Below are 20,037 nucleotides of genomic sequence, written 5' to 3' on the forward strand. Positions count from 1 at the left end.
GTCATCGGGCGTTGGCGGCGAGGGTCGCGCGGGCGGCGCCGTATTCGGCGGCAAGGTGTTCGATACTCAGGTGGACGTAACGGGCGGTGGTTCCCGGGGAAACGTGGCCCATCAGTTCCCGTAGTGCCAACAGGTCAATACCGGCCGAGGCCAACTCGGTGCCATAGGTGTGCCGCAATCGGTGAGGACGCACTCGGGTCGCCCCCGATGTCTCCCGGTGGCGGCGGAACACCCCACGCAGCCCCGCTTCTGTCAACGGTTGTCCCGTGGTTGGTCCTCTCAACACGAGGAAACACTCCGATGATTTCACCCCGGTGGGGCGTTCGTGACGCAGGTAGGCGGCAACCTCGGTGAAGAAGGCGCCATCGACGGGGACGTGACGTTCTTTCGATCCTTTGCCCACGACGCGCAGGCGGCGGCGACCGAGGTCGATGTCGGCTAGCTGGAGCCCGCGCACTTCCGCGGCCCGTAAACCGCCCAGCAGCATCACCAACACGATCGCGCGGTCGCGGTGGGTGTCCAGCGAACGCAAGAAACGGTCGACATCACTAACGGGCAGCGATTCCGGCAGCATCTGGGGCTGACGCACCAGCCGGCCCCCGCCGCGCGAGCGCCCGACGCCCAGATGACCCAGCAGGCCGCGGGTCGAGGTGCCGGGGCTACTGCGCCGTCGCGGAGACGGGACGGGATTGCTCGGGCAAGTGCCGGCCATCACCAAGTATTCGAATAACGCCCTCACCGCCGCGACCCGGCGGTTGACCGTCGACGCTGCCGCCGTGCGCACTGCGCCCGAAGCGTCCTCGGCCCGATCAGATGTGCCGTGTGACCGAACGCCCTGCCAGTCGATCCACTCGAAGACCATCATCGGCGAGACCTCGACACGGGTGCTGTCTCTCGCCGATAGAAACCGTGCAAAGTTGACGATGTCGAACGCGTAAGAGCGAACCGTGCTCGGGCTGAACGCCCGAGCATCGAGGTGACCGAGAAAGGCATTCGCCGATACGGCGTCGCCCCAATCGCCCACGATACGAAACGCGCCGTCGATCTTCCTCGCTGAAACATTCATAGCCTGAACTCCTTTGTCGGCCGGTCTGCAATAGCTTCCACCCCAACGAGCGCGGAACCCTCCTCATTCGCAGTGCTGAGTGGGACGTGTCGTTCGAGAGCCGGTAAACAGATATGGGGTTTGTCGACCAGATCTGCCGCCAGTGTTTGGGCGGGAACCCACAGAACGCGAGGATGTCGGCGCGGGCATCGTGCAGCATTGTGGCGACCTTCGGGTGCGTGCGCTCGAGCATCCGGGTGACCTCATCGAACTGGGCCTGGATGTGAGTCGCGTCGGGCTGGGCGAAGATGGTGCGGATGACCGCGGCAACCATGTCCTGGCTGGCACGCGGGACGATGGAGAGCACATTTCTCATGAAGTGAACTCGGCAGCGCTGCCACGCGGCACCTTGGAACACTGTGCTGATGGCCTTCTTCAAACCGCTGTGCGCGTCGGAGATGACGAGCTTGACACCGTCCAGCCCGCGCGCCTTCAGCGACCGAAGGAACTCGGTCCAGAAGACCTCGTTCTCGCTGTCACCGACGTCGAAACCGAGGACTTCGCGGCGCCCGTCGGCGGCCACTCCGATGGCGACGACCATCGCTTGGGAGATGACGCGGTGGTTGACGCGGGCCTTGCAATACGTGGCGTCGAGGAACACATAGGGGTAGCCGGTAACGCCGAGGTCACGGCCACGGAATGTGCCGACTTCGTCGTCGAGATCAGCGCAAATCCGAGACACCTCCGACTTGGAGATGCCGGTATCAGCGCCGAGCGCCTTGACCAGATCAGCGACCTTCCGAGTCGAGACGCCGTGAAGCTATGCCTCCATCACAACGGCGAACAGGGCCTGATCAACGCGGCGGCACCGCTCAAGGAAGGCGGAGAAGAACGACCCTTGGCGCAGCTTGGGCACCTTCAGATTCAGGTCGCCGGCCGTCGTCGTCAAGACGCGCGGACGAGTCCCGTTGCGCTGGGTGGTGCGGTCATCGGAGCGTTCGAATCGGCCGGTGCCGATGTGCGCGGTGGCCTCCGCATCGATGAGTTCTTGGTAGAGAGTTTCGGTCACCATGCGGATTCGATCGGTGACATTGGTCAGCTTGAGTTCCGCGAGGAGCGCGAGCAGGGCAGACTGGTCTAGAGCCATCGTGTGATGTGTCTTTCTGTGAGTTCTTTGATCGGTACTCACTGACCATCGCACGGTGGTTCACTTCGTTGTTAATCCAACGAATTCAACCCCGGGATTACACAGAGATACTGGACGACGCCGGGTATGAAAGCGATCCCGTTCGTTTGACACCACATGGCAAGACTCTCGGACAGCCCGGGCGACACCAAGAATCGAGCGCCCGCATCGACAGCGCGCTGGGCGTCGTCGATCGAGAGCACGGTGCCTGCTCCCACCAGCACCTCGCCGCCGATGGCCAGACCACGAATTGCGTCGAGCGCGGCGGGAGTGCGCAGCGTGACTTCAGCGATCGGCAGGCCTCCGGCTCCAAGCCCGGCCGCTATCGCATCACCGGAACCGGCGTCGTGCACAGTGAGCACCGGCAGCACTCGGGTATGCATCAGGACATTGATAACGTCGCCGGCGGATGTGGGCTTCATGGTTACTCCTGGTGGGTCGATCATGATCAACGGGCACCGACTGACCGCGGTCGGTATGATAAGTGGCTATGGCGTCGACCGAGGAAAGCCGCAGTGGGCGGATGCCTCGCGCCCGACTGTCTGACGCCGTCGCGCACAAGCTCGAGGCCCAGATCACTGCGGGTGAGTATCCCGTAGGAGCGAAGCTCATGCCCGAGCACGACCTCGCCCAGCAGTACGGGGTGGGCCGCAGCTCTATGCGTGAAGCGGTGCGTGCCCTCGAGGTTGCCGGCTATCTGCGCAGCACGCACGGTGTGGGAGTGTTCGTGATCAACGACCACCCCCGCAGTGCCGGGGTGTTCGATCAGGTGCTGACCGGCGGATACACGATGAGCGACCTGTTCGAGGCACGCATCGCGGTTGAGAGCAAGACCGCGGAGCTCGCGGCTCGTCGGCTGACCGACCACCACCGGGAGCTGATCCAGTCGATCCTCGCGGCGGCCTCCGATCCTGACATCTCGCATGAACGGTTCGTCGAACTCGACGGACGGTTTCACCGGCAGGTCGCCGAAGCATCGGGAAACCCACTTTTGCTGCACATCTGGGAGTCGCTGGCGGCGCAGTTCGTGGAGTACTCGAACAAAGTGATCACGCTTCCCGGACGTCTCGAGCGTGCTCATCGCGATCATTGCGCTATCGCTGAGGCGATCGTGGCGAGAGACGGCGACAAAGCATCGACCGCTGCGAGAGAGCACGTAAGCGCGGTACAGCGAGAACTGCAGCACGAGTCGGCACCAGCGTAACTGACATCGCGCCTGCTGCGGATTTCAACTGATCTCAGCACCGCGCCCACATCGTCACACGAAAATCTCGACGAGAAGCACGATGGCGAGCACGACGATCGAGAGCATCGACTGAGCGAGAGTGTAAGTCTTCAAGGTTCCGCGGGTCGATAGTCCGAACAGGCTACGGAGCATCCAAAAGGCGTTGTCGCTGAACTGCCCGCCGAAGCATCCGCCGGCTCCCGCAGCGAGCACGACGAGGATGGGTGAGAGACCGAGGTCGGGAATGAGCGGCGCAATAATGCCGATCGCAGTAATACCGGCGACGGTCTGTCCCCCGATCGCGGTGCGAAGCACCGCGGCGACGAACCACACGGCCAATAGTGGCACCGTCTGATTGGCGCCGAACAGCTCACTGAGCACGTCTTGCAGACCCGTCGCGGCGATGACCGCTCCAAGCGAACCGGCCACGGCGGTGACCACGAGGATTGAGCCCATCGTCTCGAATGCCTGGCCCACCACTGTCTCTTGAGCGCGGAGACCGCTCTTGGCGATGGTGATGCCCAGTGCTGTGAGTACTCCCGCAAGAAGAGCAATCACAGGACTTCCCAGGAAGGCTACCGTCTGAGACTCGAGGCCGGTGAGGGGGGTGATGATCGACGCGAGGATCAGGATGAGCACAACCAGCACGGGGGCGAGCGCGGCCGCGAGGTTCGGCAGCCGCGTCGCGGACTGAGGCAATACGGCGTCGGTCGCGACGGCAGTGGCGACCGTCGTCGGCGCCGGTTGTGGTGCTGCGCTGTCGACCACTCCAACAGCGCTCGCACCGCCGGTCGATGAGACGGCCGTGACACCGTTCTCCAAGACATCGGCGATGTGGTCTTCGTCGCGAGCTGGATTCCACCAGCCGAATCGCTCGATCACGAGCAGATAGAGAAACGTGGTGATGACGACGGCGGGGATAGCGATCGCGAACCCAGGCAGCAGCAAGTCCGCAGCAGACAGTTGCACGGTCCCGAGATAAGCGAGCATGGCTGCGCCGGGTATCACGAGAGCATTGCCCGCCGCGAGTCCCATCGCCACGGGACCGGCAAGCGATGCGACGGGACGTCCAGTGCGACGCGCAACGCTGCGCGCGATGGGGGCGACGAGAACGAGAAGCACGTCGAAATAAATGGACGGGGTGACCGTCGAGAGAGTGAGTGCGAAGGCATAAGGCGAGGCGCGTTTACCGAAAAGACGCAGAATCGCCTCGACGATCCTCTGCACGGCGCCATAGCTCGACATCAGCAGACCCATGATCACGCCGAGACTGATGAGCAGTCCGACCTCGGCCATGATCACACCGAATCCGCCGTTGATGCCGGTAACCAGATCGTCGAGCGAGACGCCTGTGGTGATCCCCAGTGCGATCGTGCCCAGCAGGAGCGCGATCATCGGATTTATCCGCAGCCGCACTATGAGAAGTGCGATGGCGACGAACACCACAACAAATATGACAATCAACCAAGCTGTGGACACCAGCGTCACCTGCTCTTCTTCGAAGTGTTCCGCGTCCGTATCGGTCATCGCGGGGACTGAGGAGGGGGAGGCAGATACCTACTGTCCTCAGATAACTGGAAGACTATGGCGCGAAATGCACCATGTCAAATCTATTTTTCCCTTGTCTACGGTGTTCAGCCGGGAACCAGCGTGGACGTACTCCTCTGAGGACTACCTGCTAAGCTGTCCCATCACGGCGGCCCAACGGTGGAGTCGCCCAGGAAGCGAGGAACGCGATGAGAGTCGAGCGTGTCGAAACATTCGTGCTAAAGACACCTCTCGGTGCAGAGCGGTTCTATTCGTCCCAGGCGGAGTTCCCCGAGCGAAACAGTCTGCTGGTTCGCATCACCACCAGCGACGGCGTTACGGGATGGGGCGAAGGTGGCCAATATGGTCCAGCGGAACCGGTGAAGACCTGCATCGATGAGGTGCTGGCGCCCCAACTACTAGCCATCGACGATGCGTCCCCCGGGGTGGTATGGGAGCGTCTCTATGCGGGAATCCGCGACTTCGGGTCGAAAGGACCGTACATCGAAGCCATGAGTGCGCTCGATATCGCGCTCTGGGATGTGCTCGGCAAAAGCCTAGGCGCATCCATCGCGACTCTGATGGGAGGACGCAGCCGCGAACGGGTCAAGGCTTACGGTACGGGCGGTTACTACGACACTCTCGACTTCGACCGTCATCGTGACCTCGCTCGACTTGCCACGGTCGTCGAGCGCTATGCCGACGAGGGTCTCGGCATGCTCAAGATGAAAATCGGTCTGCTGCCCATCGCTGATGACGCGCTTAGGGTGCAGACAGTGCGTGATGTGCTCGGCGACGATTTCGTGCTCTTCGCCGACGCCAATCACGCGTACAACGCCAGCAGCGCAATCGCCATGGGACGGGTACTCGAAAGGGCAGATTTCCAGTTCTTCGAGGAGCCCGTGCCTCCGGAAGATCGTCGGGGATACGCTCGGGTTCGTGAGCACCTCGACATCGCGATCGCGGGCGGCGAAGCCGAGTACACGAGATACGGCTTCCGCGACCTCATCGCCGGCGATTGCGTCGACATCCTTCAACCTGACATCTGCGTGACAGGCGGCATCTCCGAGGTGCGCAACATCGTCGCCCTCGCGACGACGAACAATTTGCGCACTATTCCGCACGTGTGGGGTTCGGGAATAGCCGTTGCAGCTGCGCTTCAGGTCTGCAGCTGGTTGCCACTCGTGCCCTACACCCACCGGCCAGTCCCAGTGCAGAACGAGCCAATCATCGAGTTCGATCGCACGCGTAACCCTCTTCGAGACGACCTGTTGAGCCAGTCATTCGTGCTCCAGAACGGTTACATCGAGGTGCCTGCGGGACCTGGTCTTGGTGTCGAAGTCGACATGGATGTCCTCGAACGGCATTGCGTTAAGTGAATCGAGCGAGCAGATGGGAGCACCGATGACCGCGCAGGCGCTAGACGGCCGCACCGCCCTAGTGACGGGGGGAGGGGTGGGGATCGGTGCAGCGATCGCCCGAGCGCTAGCCAGCGCGGGCGCGCGGGTCGCGGTCACCTATCGCAGCCATAAGCCCGATCCGTCGTTCGTGAGCGAAGTTGGTGCGTTCGTTGTGCAGGTCGATGCGGGCGACCCTAACACCGTGCGCACCGGGGTAGAGCAGTCGGCCGATCATCTCGGTGGGCTCGACATCCTGGTAAACAATATCGGCGGTCTCGTCAGACGCGCCCGACTCGGCGAGCTCGACCTCGAGACGTGGCGAGCGATCCTTAACGTGAACCTCGACAGCATGTTCCTCTTCAGTCATCACGCATTGCCGTTCCTCGCCAAGAGTGATTTCGGCCGGGTGATCAATATCGCCTCACTCGCCGCTCACTCGGGTGGACACCCTGGTGCGTTGGCCTATGCCACAGCCAAGGCCGGCGCGATCGGATTCACCCGTGCCCTGGCAACCGAACTCGGCCCACAAGGAATCACGGTAAACGCGCTCGCTCCGGGCTTTGTCGAGGCGACCCCATTTCACGACACATTCACCACCGCCGACTCGAAACGCAGTACCGTCGATGCCATCCCGATTGGACGCGCTGGCCGACCCGACGACGTCGCAGGTGCAACGGTATGGCTCGCATCCGACGCGGCCTCGTTCGTAAGCGGGGCTGTCATCGACATCAACGGCGCCCAGTACTTCCACTAGCAACTCTTCGGTGACACCTCACGACTAGCCCTCGAGATGCCCGAGAGGATCGCGATCGGCAGGGGAACGAAATGGTTGAGCGCGACCTCTGCCGCACAGTCCAAACAGAGTTTCACCACAACGCCCTACGAGGATGACCGAGTCGGTGGGGAGGAAGCGGTCTCATGCACCAAATTAGCCACGATGCTCGGTCGGCGTTGTTCACACGACCACGCTAAACCGGGAGACGCTCAGGTGCTGAGGCCGCGGGATTCCTCAGTGCTGAGCCACCATTCCGTGCCGTCGAGAGGGACGATAGTTTTTGCTTCCGGCAAGGTGACGATGGGCTGGTCTTTGGAACCCTGCATCGGGCTACCGCGTTCTCCCTTTGGGGGCAAGCTCACGAAACGGGATAAATGACACGCCAAGGGGTCCCAGGCCTGCGTAACGGGCATTCGCACGCCGGTTGGTGGGATTACACCCGCTACCTGAGATCACCTCAGCGGGAAAGTCCGCCACGTTCACGCTGTTGCATCGTTGATGTTCCAGCTCGTCGTGCTTTCGGCGCCCGCCCGGCCTGCGATCGGACCGCTTCGCGCGGGTGCTTCGCCTGGTCGCCGTCCGCAAGGAGGCGGGCGTCGATGGTTTTCTGGTCGGCCTTGCCTTCAAGGCTCGCGGCGAACTGTCGGCGGCGCTCTGAGCTGTCGTAGTCGAGGCCGCTAGAGCTTCGATTCACATCAGCTTCGCGGTGCACCTCCTCGGCCTGACGTTGCCCCTCCGGGTCGTTGGTGCGGTCGGCGTCAGTGTTGTCCCGATCGAGTTCGTTGGCCTGGGCGTCGCGCCTGTTCACGTCAGCGAGGAGCAACTGCGAGGCGGTGAGTTCTTCGCCGGCACGTTCCCTCTCAGCGCGGGCCTGGCCCCGGTCCCGTTCGGCGACTCGAAGTGCGGCCGCGACGGCCACCGGGTCGGCCCCTGGTGCGTCGACGTCGATACCGTATCGCTCGCGCACTTCGTCGCGGATGCGTGTCTCCGCAGAGTGGGCAACGTCGTCGTAGCTGCGCCAGGCGGTCACTGTTTCGTGGGCGCCTGCAATGTCCTCAGGCGTTGCTTGGTCCCACCATTCGGGTTCCTGCACCGGTGCGAGGCTCGCGCGCGCTGCTCCGCGTTCCGCCTCGAAGCGTGCGTCGAGCTCGCGGGTCTGCTGCGTCGCCGCTGCTTCACGCTGTCGGGCGAGCTGTTCGCGCAGCCTGGCGATACGTTCACCGATTTGCGAAGCGATGGTAAGCGCCATGCGCAGCTGGTCGTCGAAGACTTCGCCTACTCCGTCTGTGTCCTCGGCCATAATCTTTCTCCTGCTCTCTTACTCTCTTCCGTGGCCGTCGCGCTCGCGTGGCGTGGCTGGCGTTTTGCGCTTGGTGGGCTCCAGCGTGGTCGGAACCGGAGAACTTGCGCGGAGGCAATTTCAGTGTCCGTCAGTGCGGTGTAACCGCCCGCCCCCAGAGAACAACTAACAAAGCGTGACAAAGCTGCCTCGTGGCCGGCAGTGGTTAACAGTTGGTCAATGCCTTCTGAGCACCGGTCAGATCAGGCTCGGGTGGTGACCGGCAAGGATTCGGAAACCTCATTGGACGGTAGACCCTTGCGCGCCCAATAGCTGGCGAGCACGGAACCCGATACGTTGTGCCAGACCGAGAAAATCGCCGCTGGCAGCGCGGCTACCGGGTTGAAATGCGCCACTGCCAGGGCCGCGGCCAGGCCAGAGTTCTGCATGCCCACCTCGAAACTAAGAGCTCGACGACTAGCGACCGGAAGCCCGAACAGACGCCCGATGTAGTACCCAAGCGTCAACCCGAGAGAATTGTGCAAGATCACGGCGACGACCACGAGCACGCCAATCGACAACAGCGTGGAGGCACTCGCGGCGATGACAGCCACAACCACAACGGTGATGCCGGCCACCGACAGCAGCGGCAAAACATCGAGAAAACGCTCCACCAAGCGCGGCACGATCATCCGCAGCACGAGCCCGAGCACCACCGGCACCAGCACGATCTGCACAATCGACACGAACAAGGCGCCAGCATCAACGGGCAGGGACTCTCCCACGAGCGCCAACACCAGCAGCGGCGTCAGTAAGGGCGCCAACAAAGTCGAAACGGACGTCATCGCCACAGACAACGCGGTATCGCCCTTAGAGAGGTAGACCATTACGTTGGACGCTGTACCTCCGGGCACCGAACCGACCAAAATCATGCCGGCCGTCAGCATCGGCGAAAGCCCCAGCGCGACGGCAATCCCGAAGCCAAGCAGCGGCATCACGAAAAACTGGGTCGCAACGCCCAGCAGAAGCGCCCACGGCCGCCTGGCAATAATCGCAAAGTCAACGAGACGAAGCGTCATCCCCATTCCCAGCATGATCACGGCAAGTAACCATGGGATCGCCACGGTCAGGCCCGAAAATGCGTCGGGGACGGCAAGCGCCAATGCCCCCGCAGCCAAAACAATAACGGCGAACCAGCGCCCGACGAATGCGCTGACAGTTCTGATGCGGTACATGATGAAACCATACCCACAATGGGCAGAAACCTCGTGGCCGGCAGGTGTGATGGTGAGCAGAAACGCGCGAACGTGAACATGGTGCTTAGGAAATTTCATCACCAGGTGCACGCCGACCTGCGCCGCCAACTTGGCGCTGTGCGCGAGCAAGCTGGCTGGCACTGGAGTAGACCTATTTACGCGGTGGGTTCCCAGGGATAAATCTGCGTGCTCTTTCCCAAGCGATCGATTTCGCGCAGCGACATACGCGCATCGCAGCGCGCAACTCGGGCAACTACACCTGTTTGGCAAGCACCGAGGCGGTCTTTGCGCGGGAATATTCCGTATTGCCCAGGACCTCAACCAGTGTTTTCGCAGCCTTGGCCAGCTGTAGCGATGCCTTCGATAAGCGGGGCAGAGACTTCAATCGGGCCGCCGTGGATTCCCTTGTCGCCTTGCGGACCACGCGTTGCGTGACGATGGCATCGAGGGCGTCACACAAATCATCAGCGACCTCGGACGTCAATGCCCGCACCGCACAGAGCACGGTCGCACCCCGGCGTTGACCCGACAGCCCCTGCAACGCTGATGACTTTCCGGCTAACCCGTAGCGGACCAGGGCATTCATCCGGCCCGCGGGAACCGTCTCCACATCAATGGTCCCCGCACCCAGCGCCTGTAGGCGTGTCAGCCGTTCCAACTGCCGCAGCAACTCCGGCACCGAGACCCGCGCGGGCCCTGTGCGCAGTCTTTCCCACACCGTCAGCCTGGAACCGACCTCGACGCGAAGCAAAGCCTCCAACTCCTGGATCAAGGCGGGCCCGGCCGCGTCAATCAGCACGGCATAGAGCCGATCATTCGCGCCAGCACGGACCTCTGCAACCAGACGCGTCAATATGGAGACGCCAGGAAGAAGGACCTTCCGCTCACGCAGCCAGAGGACCGCCCGCTCAAACAAACGCACTGGCCCCTCCGACGACGTCCACGCCCGGGCTGACAGGAACAGCCTCAGCTGCTCGTACTTGACCGGATCAGCGAAGTCCACGTACCCATAAACGGCAGAAATCTCCGCAGCATGCTCGTAACCGGTCTGGCCCCGCTGCGCGTAAAGCTTGAGAGCAGAAGCATCCGCAATGCCCAGCTGCCCGGCCACGGGTTCTACCACTGGCCTAGGGACAACCAGCGGATCCGTCAGACACCGACCTACTAAACGGACCGTGGCCAGTTGAACAGCGAATCCCAAACGGTTGTACCCCCTCGGCGCCGGCTGGCCACCGACAGATCGGCATCTTCCAACCAACAAAAGCGCTCCAGGTCCTCCTGCGATACCTCATTAGGGAATCGGCCGAACCCGGCGGCCTGCTCATCACTTAAAAAATCGACCGCCATCCCACCAATTCAACAGCCACCCGAACCCTAAGCGTGAATTTCCGTACCGATCCTCCTCAGACTCCAAGCCCAAATATGGCGTGACCCAGAGTTTCCGGATAGCCTTCCTGAGAAATAACTTGGATGAAAATATGGCACACAGAACTTAGAGGTGCTACACCCCGCACATTCAAGCGAATGTCAGCCGACACTTATAACCCTGTCTAAGGCTCGGAGGCGTCACGATTCGCGGCGTGGCCTGCTCGGTGCCAGACTTGGACCATGGTGCTTTCACTGCCGATCCTCGATTTCTCTCAACTCGACGCTGGCGAAGCCGAAGCTGCGGCATTCCGCGCCGAACTCCTGCGCGTCACCCACGAGGTCGGGTTCTTCTACCTGACCGGCCACGGCGTCGACCCGCAGCTGACGAAGGAGCTCCTCGCCGTCTCCCGCAAATTCTTTGATCTGCCGGCCGACCAGAAACTCAAGCTGGAAAACATCCACAGTCCCCAGTTTCGCGGTTATACCCGCGTCGGCGGGGAGCTCACCGCCAACGCCGTTGACTGGCGTGAGCAAATCGATATCGGAGTAGACCGCGAGCCCGTGCCCCTCGCCGTCGGAACTCCAGACTATTGGCGCCTCGAGGGGCCGAACCTCTGGCCGGAGTCCTTGCCCGAGCTGAAGACCGTCGCCCTGCGCTGGAATGAGGAGCTGAGCCGCATCGCGCTTCGCCTGCTGCGCGCCTGGGCACTCGCCCTCGGCAGCCCCGAGAGCGTCTTCGACGCCGCTTTCGCCGAGAACCCGTTCCTTTTGACCAAGATCGTGCGCTATCCCGGCCAGCCGGTACATGCCCAAGGTGTGGGCGAGCACCGCGACGGTGGAGTTCTCACACTGCTGCTCGTCGAACCAGACAAAGACGGCCTGCAAGTCGAGCACGATGGCGAGTGGATCGACGCTCCCCCGCTCGACGGCGCCTTCGTCGTGAACATCGGCGAAATGCTCGAACTGGCAACGGATGGCTACCTCAAGGCGACCCTGCACCGCGTTTTCTCCCCTGAAGACGGGTCCGACCGCATCTCCGTGCCGTTCTTCTTCAACCCTGCACTCGACACCGTAATGCCGCGACTGCAGCTCGACGAGAGTCTGTCTCGCGAGGCCCGCGGGCTCTCTGCCGACCCGACCAACAGCCCCATTCTCGAGACGACCTACGGTGACAACGCCCTGCGCTACCGTTTACGCGCCCACCCCAACGTGGCTGCGGTCCACCACGCCGATCTGATCTAACCCCAGATAACAGATGATGCCCGGGCCGAGACAACCGTCATACGCGTTACCTAAACCGTCTACTCGATGATGACCTCCTTCCGGGTCTGAATAGCACTAGAGCACTAAATCCCAAAGTGAGCTGCTGCGGGTGTCTCGGACAGTGGGCCCTCTTAAAATGAGGGGCTACTGAAAGTAGAGATCAGCATGACCGCAGCACGTAGGCGTTTCACCCAGGAGTTCAAAGACGATCGGAAGGTCCCGCTGTTCTGGGCCGTGACCCTGCACAGTTCCAGCCAGGGCCGTTTCGACGAGCGGATGGCTCGGACATTCGGCTCGGTCCACGGCTGGGTGTCGACCGTCGTCACTAGCTGCATCGTAGTCGCCGTCGTCGCGCAGCTTTGACTGGACGTGCTGAGCCACCTGTGACGGGTATCCGGCGGGTCTGACGCGGACCCGTCGGCTCAGATCGGATTTGCCGAGCGGCTTTCTGTGCTCAGCAGGACGACCACGGCATCGGAACTCAGCGACGCTGCGGTGCGTCTGCCCGGATCGCCTGCGATTGCGCGCATCGCCGCCAGGGACGACGCGCCGCACGGGCCGGCGTCCACCCCGAACTGCGCGAGGTCGTGCACAGCGCGGCGCGTGTCGTCCTCCGAGACGGTGACCGCGGTATCCAGCCCGTCGATCAAATATGGCCAGGAGTTGCTCGACGGCGTGCCGCAGTTGAGGCCGGCCATGATTGTGTATGAGGTCGGCACTGAGGTGAGCGTACCGGCTTGCAGCGAGACGATGACGGATGGTGAGTTCTCGGGTTCGACGCTCAGCATTGTCGGAGCCGCGGCGACTCCATCCGGTCGCGAGCGATAGTGGCGGATGGCCGCCTCAGCCAGGGACCCGACACCGACGGGAACCGTCACCAGGTCGGCGAGAAGCCCCAATTCCCCCAGCTGCGCGTCAGCCTCACTGAAGATGGTCGAGTAGCCATCGACGATGAGCTGCGGTACCAGCTCATAGCCGGGCCAGGCGGTGTCCTGGATGTGGAGTGCACTCTCCCCCGCCGACTCGACATAGGCGCGGGCGGCAGTCACCACGCCGTCGTAGGGTGCGTCCACCCCAAATACCCCCGCACCCTCCGATTCGATCGCCGCCCAGGGGAGCTTCGACAGGTAGTTCGAGACGAAGATGCGCGCGGGCAGGCCGAGCAGCCGCGCCATATGGGCGACCGCGCGTCCGTGGTTGCCGTCGGTCGCGGCGACCAGGGTGAACGGTGCCTGCGCGGTCAGCCGGTCGCGCAACTCGTCCAGCGGAAGCGCCGCATCCGGCGACCCCACCCGAGCCGACAGCACGCGGGACACCGCGTACGACGCGCCCATCATCTTGAACGCCGGGAGACCGAATCGGGACGATTCGTCTTTCACGAACGCACGGCCGACCCTCAACTCGTCGGCCAGGGCGGAAATCTCTGTGAGCGGGCTCGGTCGGTAGTTGGGCAGGCTGCGGTGGAATTGCAGGATCGAGTCGCCCACAGCATCCGTTCGCCACCGCCTGGCGGCCGGGTTGGAGTAGAAATTGTCAGTCATGTTACCTCTACTTTTCCTAAAGAGTTCGTTCCGCAATAGTCGATGATGACGCCGTGGAGCACGCGGGTGACGGTGTCCAGAGACTTGCGCTCGTATGGTGAATTGAGACAGCGGTAAGAAGAATCATGTTTCATGACTAATCGTCTAAAATTCATCCCTTCCAGTTCCAGTTCCAGTTGAGCCGACTTCTACGTTTGCCGTTGGTGTCCCGGGAGGTCGGCAAAGAAATTGAAGTTCTCCCGTGGGTTGACTGCAGAAGAGTTGCGGCCATCGTGATGATCGTGATTTTCCCGCCCTGTTCGTGCCGAGAATGCCACGATCTCGTTCGGTTTGATCTGTCGGGAGAGATTACACACAGCCTCAGTCGAGTTGGCAGGACAATGGAATGATCAGCGAATAGGGATCAGCTTTGGCGGACGAAGCCCGTCAGTCAACGGTGGGCTCGTCGAGTAATGCGGCCGCGTACATCGGTCGGGCGGCGTCGGCACTGGGCGGATGGAACAGCCCGGCCGTAGCATCCCGGAACAGGCGGTTAAGCTCGGTGCTGTTGTTGTATCCGCTGCCGCTTGCGCACATTAGCGCGGTTTCGGTCGCGTGCCGGGCCACGTTCGATGCGTTGATGCGGGCGCTGACCAGACGCAGTGGCCAGCCTGCGCCGTGGTCGATGAGGTCGTCGAAGTCGCGAGTGTAAGCGTCCAACTGCGCGGGCACCGCCATGTACGCCATGAGGGCGTCGGCCAGGCGTGCCCGGAACTCCGGCACTTGGGCGTAGGTAGTGCCGTTCTTGGCCGACTTCCGGCTTTTCAGCCCCGCGGCGCCCAGATCCAGCGCACGGCGCGCGACACCCGTGTACACAGCCCCGATCAGCAGTTGAAAGTTACTCGTGATCGCGAACGTCAACAGATCGGGGTATCGCCCCGTCGGAATTTTGCGAGCGACCTTCTCCGGGCGCATCCGCACGTTCTTCAGGATCGTCGCACGGCTCTGCGACGCGCGCATACCAAGCACGTCCCACTGGTCCGACACGCTGATGCCCTCCGCGCTCCGCTCGATGAACCCGTACACGAGCCTCGGGTTGTCGGCATCGGTGCTGTCCAGCCCGTGGGTGATCAGGCGCGTCCATACCGGCGACAGTGAGGTGAAAACCTTCACCCCGGTCAGCAGATAACCGCCGTCCTCCTGCGGCTGAGCAACGGTGTTTGACCCCTGCAGTACCCAGTCGTTGGCTGGCTCGCTCACCCCGAACGCGAAGATTTCACCGGCCATCACCTCGTCGAACACGTACGTCAGCGACCGGTCGCCGCGCTCGAACATCGCACGTACAACCCCGACGCTCATCAGGTGCATGTTGATAGCAAGGGCCGTCGCGGGCGCTGCCGTGGCTAGGCGCTGCTGCAGCCGAGATACTTCGTTGAGGCTCAGACCAGCGCCGCCGAACTCCTCCGGCACAAACAGGGTGAGATAGCCTTGCGCTGTGAGCTCGGCGAGGTCCTCATCGAAGAAGCGGTTTTCCCGATCGTAGATGTCGGCCCGCGCGCGGAAACGGCCCAACAGGTCGTCGGGCAGGTACGTCGAGGCCAATTCTGCGTGTCGGGTTTCCCGGTCTGACATGTCTGCTCCTTCGTCATGCATTGGCGCGTCTGATCAGTACCGCGCCGTTGTGGCCGCCGAACCCGAACGAGTTCGACAGCACCGTGTCAATACTCTGTCGGCGGGCTTCGCCGGCCACGATATCCCAGTCTGCGAACTCGAGGTCGTCGAGGTTGCGAGTGGGCGGTAGTATCTCGTCACGCAACGACTGCACGGCGATGATTGCCTCCACCACCCCAGACGCGCCGAGGAGGTGGCCTGTGCTGGACTTGGTTGCGCTGATCGGGATGCTGCGAGCTCGATCACCGAGCGCGGCATCCATCGCGTTCAGTTCGGCGGCATCACCGGTCGGTGTTCCGGTGCCGTGTGCGTTGATGTGGTCGACGGCATCCGGCGTGACGCCGGCGTCGGCAAGGCAGACTCGCACAGCTTGCGCCGCTCCTCGACCTTGTGGATGCGGTGCGGTCGGGTGGTACGCATCGCTGGCCGCCCCGAAACCGGCCAGCTGGGCTAACACGGTAGCGCGGCGGGTGCGTGCGCCCTCCTCGGACTCGAGAAGGATGGCGGCGGCTCCGGCCGACATTACGAAGCCGGAGCGTGCCCGATCGAAGGGGCGGGATGCGGCGGCGGGCTCATGCTCGTACCCAGATGCCAGGGCGTGTATGTTCGCGTTCGATGCGAGATTTACCGGGTTCAGGCAGTCCTCGACACCGACGACGAGAACTGCGTCGGCGTAGCCGTGGCGGATGCGACGCATCGCCTCCCCGAGACCGATCGCGCCGCTCGCGCACGTCGCCGATACGCTCTGTGCCGGCCCGAATGCCTGGTAGCGCTGGCTGAGTAGGGCCGCCGCTGCGTCGGGTGCACCGTAGATCGCGAGGGTCAGTGGCACTGCTCGGGGTCCGCGCTCGTCGAGGGCGCGAGTGGCGTGCTGCATGGCGTTGACCGGTCCGGAGCCTGTGGCGGCGATCACCGCGAACCGGTGCGGGTCCCACGGCATCTCGCTGGTTCCGGGCGTCCAGCCTGCCTGCGCCAGTGCCTGGTCAGCGGCCGCGACGGCCCAGTGTTGGCTACGGCTCAGCCGACGGGCAAGGCTCGGTGCGAGGACACTGGATACCTCGAACCCGTGCACTTGTCCGCCGATGCGCACGGCCAGGTCGGCGAATTCGGGATCGTCAAGTGTCGTAATGGCGCTTCGGCCGTGGCGGACGGCATCCCACATCGTCGGCACATCCAAGCCGCTCGGGGTGATCGCCCCGAGCCCGGTGATGACCACGCGGCGCCGATCGCTCACAGCCGCACGGCCTCTCCCCGCGCGACGAGCTGCGCGGTGGCGGCGCGGCGAATCTTTCCGCCGATTGTGCGCGGCAGCCGCTCGACCCAGTACCAACGGCGTGGTACGAATTGCGGGGCCAGGTTGTGCCGCGCGTGGGTGAGCAGCTGGCCCTTGTTTGGCGTTTCACCCTCGATGACCAGTGCGATGACAGTGCCCAGCCGTTCGTGAGGAAGCGCAACGGCGCAAATCGCGCCTAGGTGCGGCATCCCCTCGAATGCGCGTTCCACCTCCGGTAACGCCACCTTGTGTCCGCCGGTGACGGCGATGTCTCCGGCGCGGCCCACCAGAACCAACGCACCGTCGACCAGCCGGCCGTGGTCATGTACCGTTGACCAGCCGTCGGAGCCTTGCAGCACGGCATTTGTCGTACCGGCGATGTAACCCTCGGAGCAAGCGGCGGCCCGGATCCACAGCGTGCCGGGCTCGCTGTCGGGCAGCTCGGCGCCATCCTTGTCGCGAATACTCGCCTTGACACCATCGTAGATGTTGATAGTTGTGCCGTCACCGTCACGGCTGTCACCGATGAACCCAATCTCAGCTGCACCGTAATAACTGATCAGCCGCACATCGGGCAGCACGTCGGCCAGACCCGCACGAAGAACGGCGGGTAGATTCGCGCCGCCAGTGACGATCAGTTCGAGCGTGGTGAAGCGGGCGGGGTCACGACGGGCAGCATCCACCAGTGCCTGCACGACGGCAGGGACCGTAACGACGCGGGTGATCTTTTCGTCAGGAATGCGCGCGGCCATTTCCAGCGGATCGAACACGTCCGCCATGTGCGCGCTGCCTCCGGAAGCGAGGCACTCGATCAGCGCGTAGAGGGTGAGGCTGTACGACACTGGGCCGGGCGCGAGCGTTGCGACGCCGGGCCATGGTTCCAGGTGCGCACTGGAGATCGCGAAGTTCTCGCGGTACTGGTGCCGCGTCTTCAGGAATCCCTTGGGGTTGCTCGTCGTGCCCGATGAGAACAAGAGGAGGAAAGGCTCGTTGCCGTGCCGCACCGTCGGTGCTGCCGCCGCCGTGGCAGATGCCTCGCGCTGCATGAAGTCGGTCAGCGGGTGGATCGTACCGGTCCAGCCGCGCGCGGCGAGGGCATCCGCAAGGTCGGTAGCATCACTGATCACCACACCGATTCCCGTGGCAAGAATGACGCCGACCCTGTGCTCCAGCGGCCACCGTGGGTCGATAGTCGCCGACACAGCACGGAACCCTGCGAGCCCCGCAATGATGCGTGCCGTATGGAACGCTGATGCGATGCTCACGGCCGTGATCGGGATGCCGCCGGTTTCAGCGGCGGGTACCGGCGGCGTGTGCTGCCTCCGGTGAAGCCCCTCCACGGCGGCGAACATGTGCCGGGAATCCTCAACGAGTTGCGCATACGTCAACCGAACATCAGCCGCGACGATCGCCAGCTGGTCCGGATACTGCTCGGCGACTTCCAGCACGGTCCGCGTAATCGGCACCCGCGACCTCCTTGCGCGACCTCGCCCTGGATCGATGCGATCAGTCTAATCCCCACCTAATCCTCAACCGACCGGTCTGCGTGGGTTGTGACGGCGTGGTGACCCGAGAGTTCTGCTCTGATGGTCAGGCTCGATCCGGCTCAGCGCAGCCCTCTCTGTCAACCTGCCGGGCTCAGAAAAACGTATCGATTTCGCGTCCACTCCGCCCCCCTTTTTTATTGTGCAGAGGAGTAGTGAGCAAAAAGTCTTTTAGTGCAGGGGAGTACGGAAAAACCAGTGCTCAACATTCGCCTGCACAACCCTGAAAACATGCGGGTCGCTGTGCAAACGTGAACGGAAAATGATATCGGGATGCAGAAATGCTCCCGGCCGGAAAAGAGGACGACCAGGAGCGTTGATTGTGGGCGCGGTCCTGCGCAGGGCTCGTGACGGGTCCACCGTTCTAACGTGGCGGAGTCGTTTCCCGGGCAATAATCATCTGGGCACGGGCAGTCGGAGGCATACCCCAGAGCCCACGATGGATGAAGTCGGCGACGAGTTCCCCGATGAGAACGGCGGTCGCGGTCGGTTCGCGCACGGGCGTGGTTGGCAGGATCGAGGTGTTGGGGACGCGACCCGTCGATACCGTGCACGTGCCCGTCTGGGTTGATGCCGGGGCCCAGATCGTCTGCCGGCCCGAACCGCGCGTTGCCGTACAGGTAAATCGCGATGCTGCGGGGGTTCAGGAGTGCGGTTTTCTTTCTGCCAGGCCAGCATGTCCAAGCAGGTGTCGGGATTAGCGGGGTGATGCGGTCTGCGTGTCCTTTTCCGTGGCAGCCCGCGTGAGCTGGCCGGTACAGTCGCCGGTCAGCTCAGGTCAAGGCCGTGGCTTCGAAGACGCGCAGCCCGATACTGATCCGCGTCGTGCACCGTGTCCTCGTCCTCATTCGCGGGGGGATCGGCGCACGTGATCGAACCGTAACGTCCCGCTGCACCCAGAGGGGAGTGCGGCCGTGCAAGACTGGAAGTTCACCTTCGCCTACGGCTCTCAGCCTGCGTCCCCCTCCAGTTCCGCATCCGCGCCTCCAGTTGCGCCCATGCCGGTGGCGGTGAATCTATGTGCGATCGAAGCGAAGAGGTTTTGATGTGTGGGATTTTCTAAGGGATCAGTATGAGCAGGTCCTGTTCAGTAGTTGGCAGCACTTTAGTCTCGTCGTGCAATGCCTGATCCTGGCGACAGTTATCGCTGTCGTGCTGGCCGCCGCCGTCTATCGCAGTTCCGTGTTCACCGGGATCGCCAACTCGGTGTCGGCCATTGGCCTGACCATCCCATCGTTCGCGTTCATCGGGCTGCTCATCGCGCCGCTCGGCTTCGGCGTTGTTCCGGCCGTCATCGTCGTAGCGTTCTTCGCTACCCTCCCCATTCTGCGTAACGCGGTCGTGGGCCTATCGGGTATAGCACCGTCGATCGTGGAATCCGCCCGCGGCATCGGCATGAGCCGTTTTCGCACGCTCCTGCAGGTAGAACTGCCAATGGCGTGGCCGATTATCCTCACAGGCATTCGGGTATCCGCTCAGATGGTCATGGGAATCGCCGCGATCGCCGCATATTCCCTCGGCCCAGGCCTGGGTGGTTTCATCTTCTCCGGCCTGTCCCGCCTCGGCGGTGCCAACTCTCTCGAGTCGGTGCTGACGGGCGTCATCGGTGTTGTTGTGCTCGCTCTTATTCTTGATCTCCTTCTCGTCGGCCTCGGCCGCCTGACCACACCCCGAGGTATCCGTGTCTGAACTCAGTGCATCCAAC

17 protein-coding genes and 1 pseudogene are annotated in these 20,037 nt (G+C 63.0%); 6 read left to right on the plus strand and 12 right to left on the minus strand.

Translation table 11 applies throughout. The annotated features are described in order from the left end of the window. Position 1 precedes the first annotated feature (1 nt). From CJ028_RS12960 to CJ028_RS12970, 3 genes and pseudogenes are all read right to left on the minus strand, one after another. Positions 2-1,066, minus strand: coding sequence for a tyrosine-type recombinase/integrase (locus tag CJ028_RS12960; RefSeq protein WP_105035626.1), 1,065 nt, complete (start codon positions 1,064-1,066; stop codon positions 2-4). Positions 1,067-1,178: 112 nt separating this feature from the next. Beyond that, positions 1,179-2,192: pseudogene (locus tag CJ028_RS12965) on the minus strand (IS256 family transposase); the annotation flags it as partial. 71 nt (positions 2,193-2,263) lie between these two features. Beyond that, positions 2,264-2,653, minus strand: coding sequence for a beta/alpha barrel domain-containing protein (locus CJ028_RS12970; protein WP_105035627.1), 390 nt, complete (start codon positions 2,651-2,653; stop codon positions 2,264-2,266). 68 nt (positions 2,654-2,721) lie between these two features. On the opposite strand from CJ028_RS12970, the gene CJ028_RS12975 reads away from it, so the two are divergent. Continuing rightward, complete coding sequence (locus CJ028_RS12975) at positions 2,722-3,435, plus strand: FadR/GntR family transcriptional regulator (RefSeq protein WP_105035628.1); 714 nt, start codon at positions 2,722-2,724, stop codon at positions 3,433-3,435. Positions 3,436-3,489: 54 nt separating this feature from the next. On the opposite strand, the gene CJ028_RS12980 is transcribed toward CJ028_RS12975, so the two are convergent. Then, the gene (locus CJ028_RS12980; RefSeq protein WP_105035629.1) at positions 3,490-4,983 is read right to left on the minus strand and encodes a GntP family permease; all 1,494 of its coding nucleotides are present in this window, start codon (positions 4,981-4,983) and stop codon (positions 3,490-3,492) included. 236 nt (positions 4,984-5,219) lie between these two features. Here CJ028_RS12980 and CJ028_RS12985 point away from each other — a divergent pair, with 236 nt between their 5' ends. Continuing rightward, positions 5,220-6,362 (plus strand): mandelate racemase/muconate lactonizing enzyme family protein, encoded by a 1,143-nt coding sequence (locus CJ028_RS12985; protein ID WP_205684036.1) that lies wholly within the window; start codon positions 5,220-5,222, stop codon positions 6,360-6,362. A 25-nt stretch (positions 6,363-6,387) separates the two neighbouring features. Beyond that, positions 6,388-7,137 (plus strand): SDR family NAD(P)-dependent oxidoreductase, encoded by a 750-nt coding sequence (locus CJ028_RS12990; RefSeq protein WP_240607244.1) that lies wholly within the window; start codon positions 6,388-6,390, stop codon positions 7,135-7,137. Between the two features lie 478 nt (positions 7,138-7,615). Here the strand turns inward: CJ028_RS12990 and CJ028_RS12995 are convergent, their stop codons facing one another. From CJ028_RS12995 to CJ028_RS22145, 4 genes are all read right to left on the minus strand, one after another. Further along, entirely contained in the window at positions 7,616-8,458 is an 843-nt protein-coding gene (locus CJ028_RS12995) for a hypothetical protein (protein ID WP_105035632.1), read from the minus strand. A gap of 242 nt (positions 8,459-8,700) precedes the next feature. Beyond that, on the minus strand, positions 8,701-9,822 hold the full coding sequence (locus CJ028_RS13000) for a bile acid:sodium symporter family protein (RefSeq protein ID WP_240607245.1): 1,122 nt from the start codon (positions 9,820-9,822) through the stop codon (positions 8,701-8,703). A 124-nt stretch (positions 9,823-9,946) separates the two neighbouring features. Further along, a complete protein-coding gene (locus tag CJ028_RS13005) occupies positions 9,947-10,894 on the minus strand; it encodes a DUF4158 domain-containing protein (protein WP_500681189.1) in 948 nt (315 codons plus the stop codon). Next, a complete protein-coding gene (locus CJ028_RS22145) occupies positions 10,858-11,040 on the minus strand; it encodes a DUF4158 domain-containing protein (protein WP_500681190.1) in 183 nt (60 codons plus the stop codon). Before CJ028_RS22145 ends, CJ028_RS13005 begins: the two co-directional genes overlap by 37 nt. A gap of 261 nt (positions 11,041-11,301) precedes the next feature. On the opposite strand from CJ028_RS22145, the gene CJ028_RS13010 reads away from it, so the two are divergent. Together CJ028_RS13010 and CJ028_RS13015 are read left to right on the plus strand one after the other, a co-directional pair. Beyond that, on the plus strand, positions 11,302-12,303 hold the full coding sequence (locus CJ028_RS13010) for an isopenicillin N synthase family dioxygenase (RefSeq protein WP_105035633.1): 1,002 nt from the start codon (positions 11,302-11,304) through the stop codon (positions 12,301-12,303). A gap of 186 nt (positions 12,304-12,489) precedes the next feature. Next, positions 12,490-12,687 (plus strand): hypothetical protein, encoded by a 198-nt coding sequence (locus tag CJ028_RS13015; protein ID WP_105035634.1) that lies wholly within the window; start codon positions 12,490-12,492, stop codon positions 12,685-12,687. A gap of 59 nt (positions 12,688-12,746) precedes the next feature. Here the strand turns inward: CJ028_RS13015 and CJ028_RS13020 are convergent, their stop codons facing one another. From CJ028_RS13020 to CJ028_RS13035, 4 genes are all read right to left on the minus strand, one after another. Beyond that, positions 12,747-13,865, minus strand: coding sequence for a pyridoxal-phosphate dependent enzyme (locus CJ028_RS13020; protein ID WP_105035635.1), 1,119 nt, complete (start codon positions 13,863-13,865; stop codon positions 12,747-12,749). A 426-nt stretch (positions 13,866-14,291) separates the two neighbouring features. Beyond that, positions 14,292-15,476 (minus strand): acyl-CoA dehydrogenase family protein, encoded by a 1,185-nt coding sequence (locus CJ028_RS13025; RefSeq protein ID WP_105035636.1) that lies wholly within the window; start codon positions 15,474-15,476, stop codon positions 14,292-14,294. Between the two features lie 13 nt (positions 15,477-15,489). Beyond that, positions 15,490-16,749 (minus strand): beta-ketoacyl-[acyl-carrier-protein] synthase family protein, encoded by a 1,260-nt coding sequence (locus CJ028_RS13030; RefSeq protein ID WP_105035637.1) that lies wholly within the window; start codon positions 16,747-16,749, stop codon positions 15,490-15,492. Continuing rightward, positions 16,746-18,254: a class I adenylate-forming enzyme family protein gene (locus tag CJ028_RS13035; protein ID WP_105035638.1), complete on the minus strand. Its 1,509-nt coding sequence runs from the start codon at positions 18,252-18,254 to the stop codon at positions 16,746-16,748. The genes CJ028_RS13030 and CJ028_RS13035 overlap by 4 nt, the downstream gene beginning before the upstream one ends. 1,125 nt (positions 18,255-19,379) lie before the next feature. On the opposite strand from CJ028_RS13035, the gene CJ028_RS13040 reads away from it, so the two are divergent. Further along, entirely contained in the window at positions 19,380-20,021 is a 642-nt protein-coding gene (locus CJ028_RS13040) for an ABC transporter permease (protein ID WP_105035639.1), read from the plus strand. The last annotated feature ends 16 nt before the right edge of the window (positions 20,022-20,037 follow it).

Origin of the sequence: Cryobacterium aureum (assembly GCF_002954245.1) — a bacterium.
GTDB lineage: Bacteria > Actinomycetota > Actinomycetes > Actinomycetales > Microbacteriaceae > Cryobacterium > Cryobacterium aureum.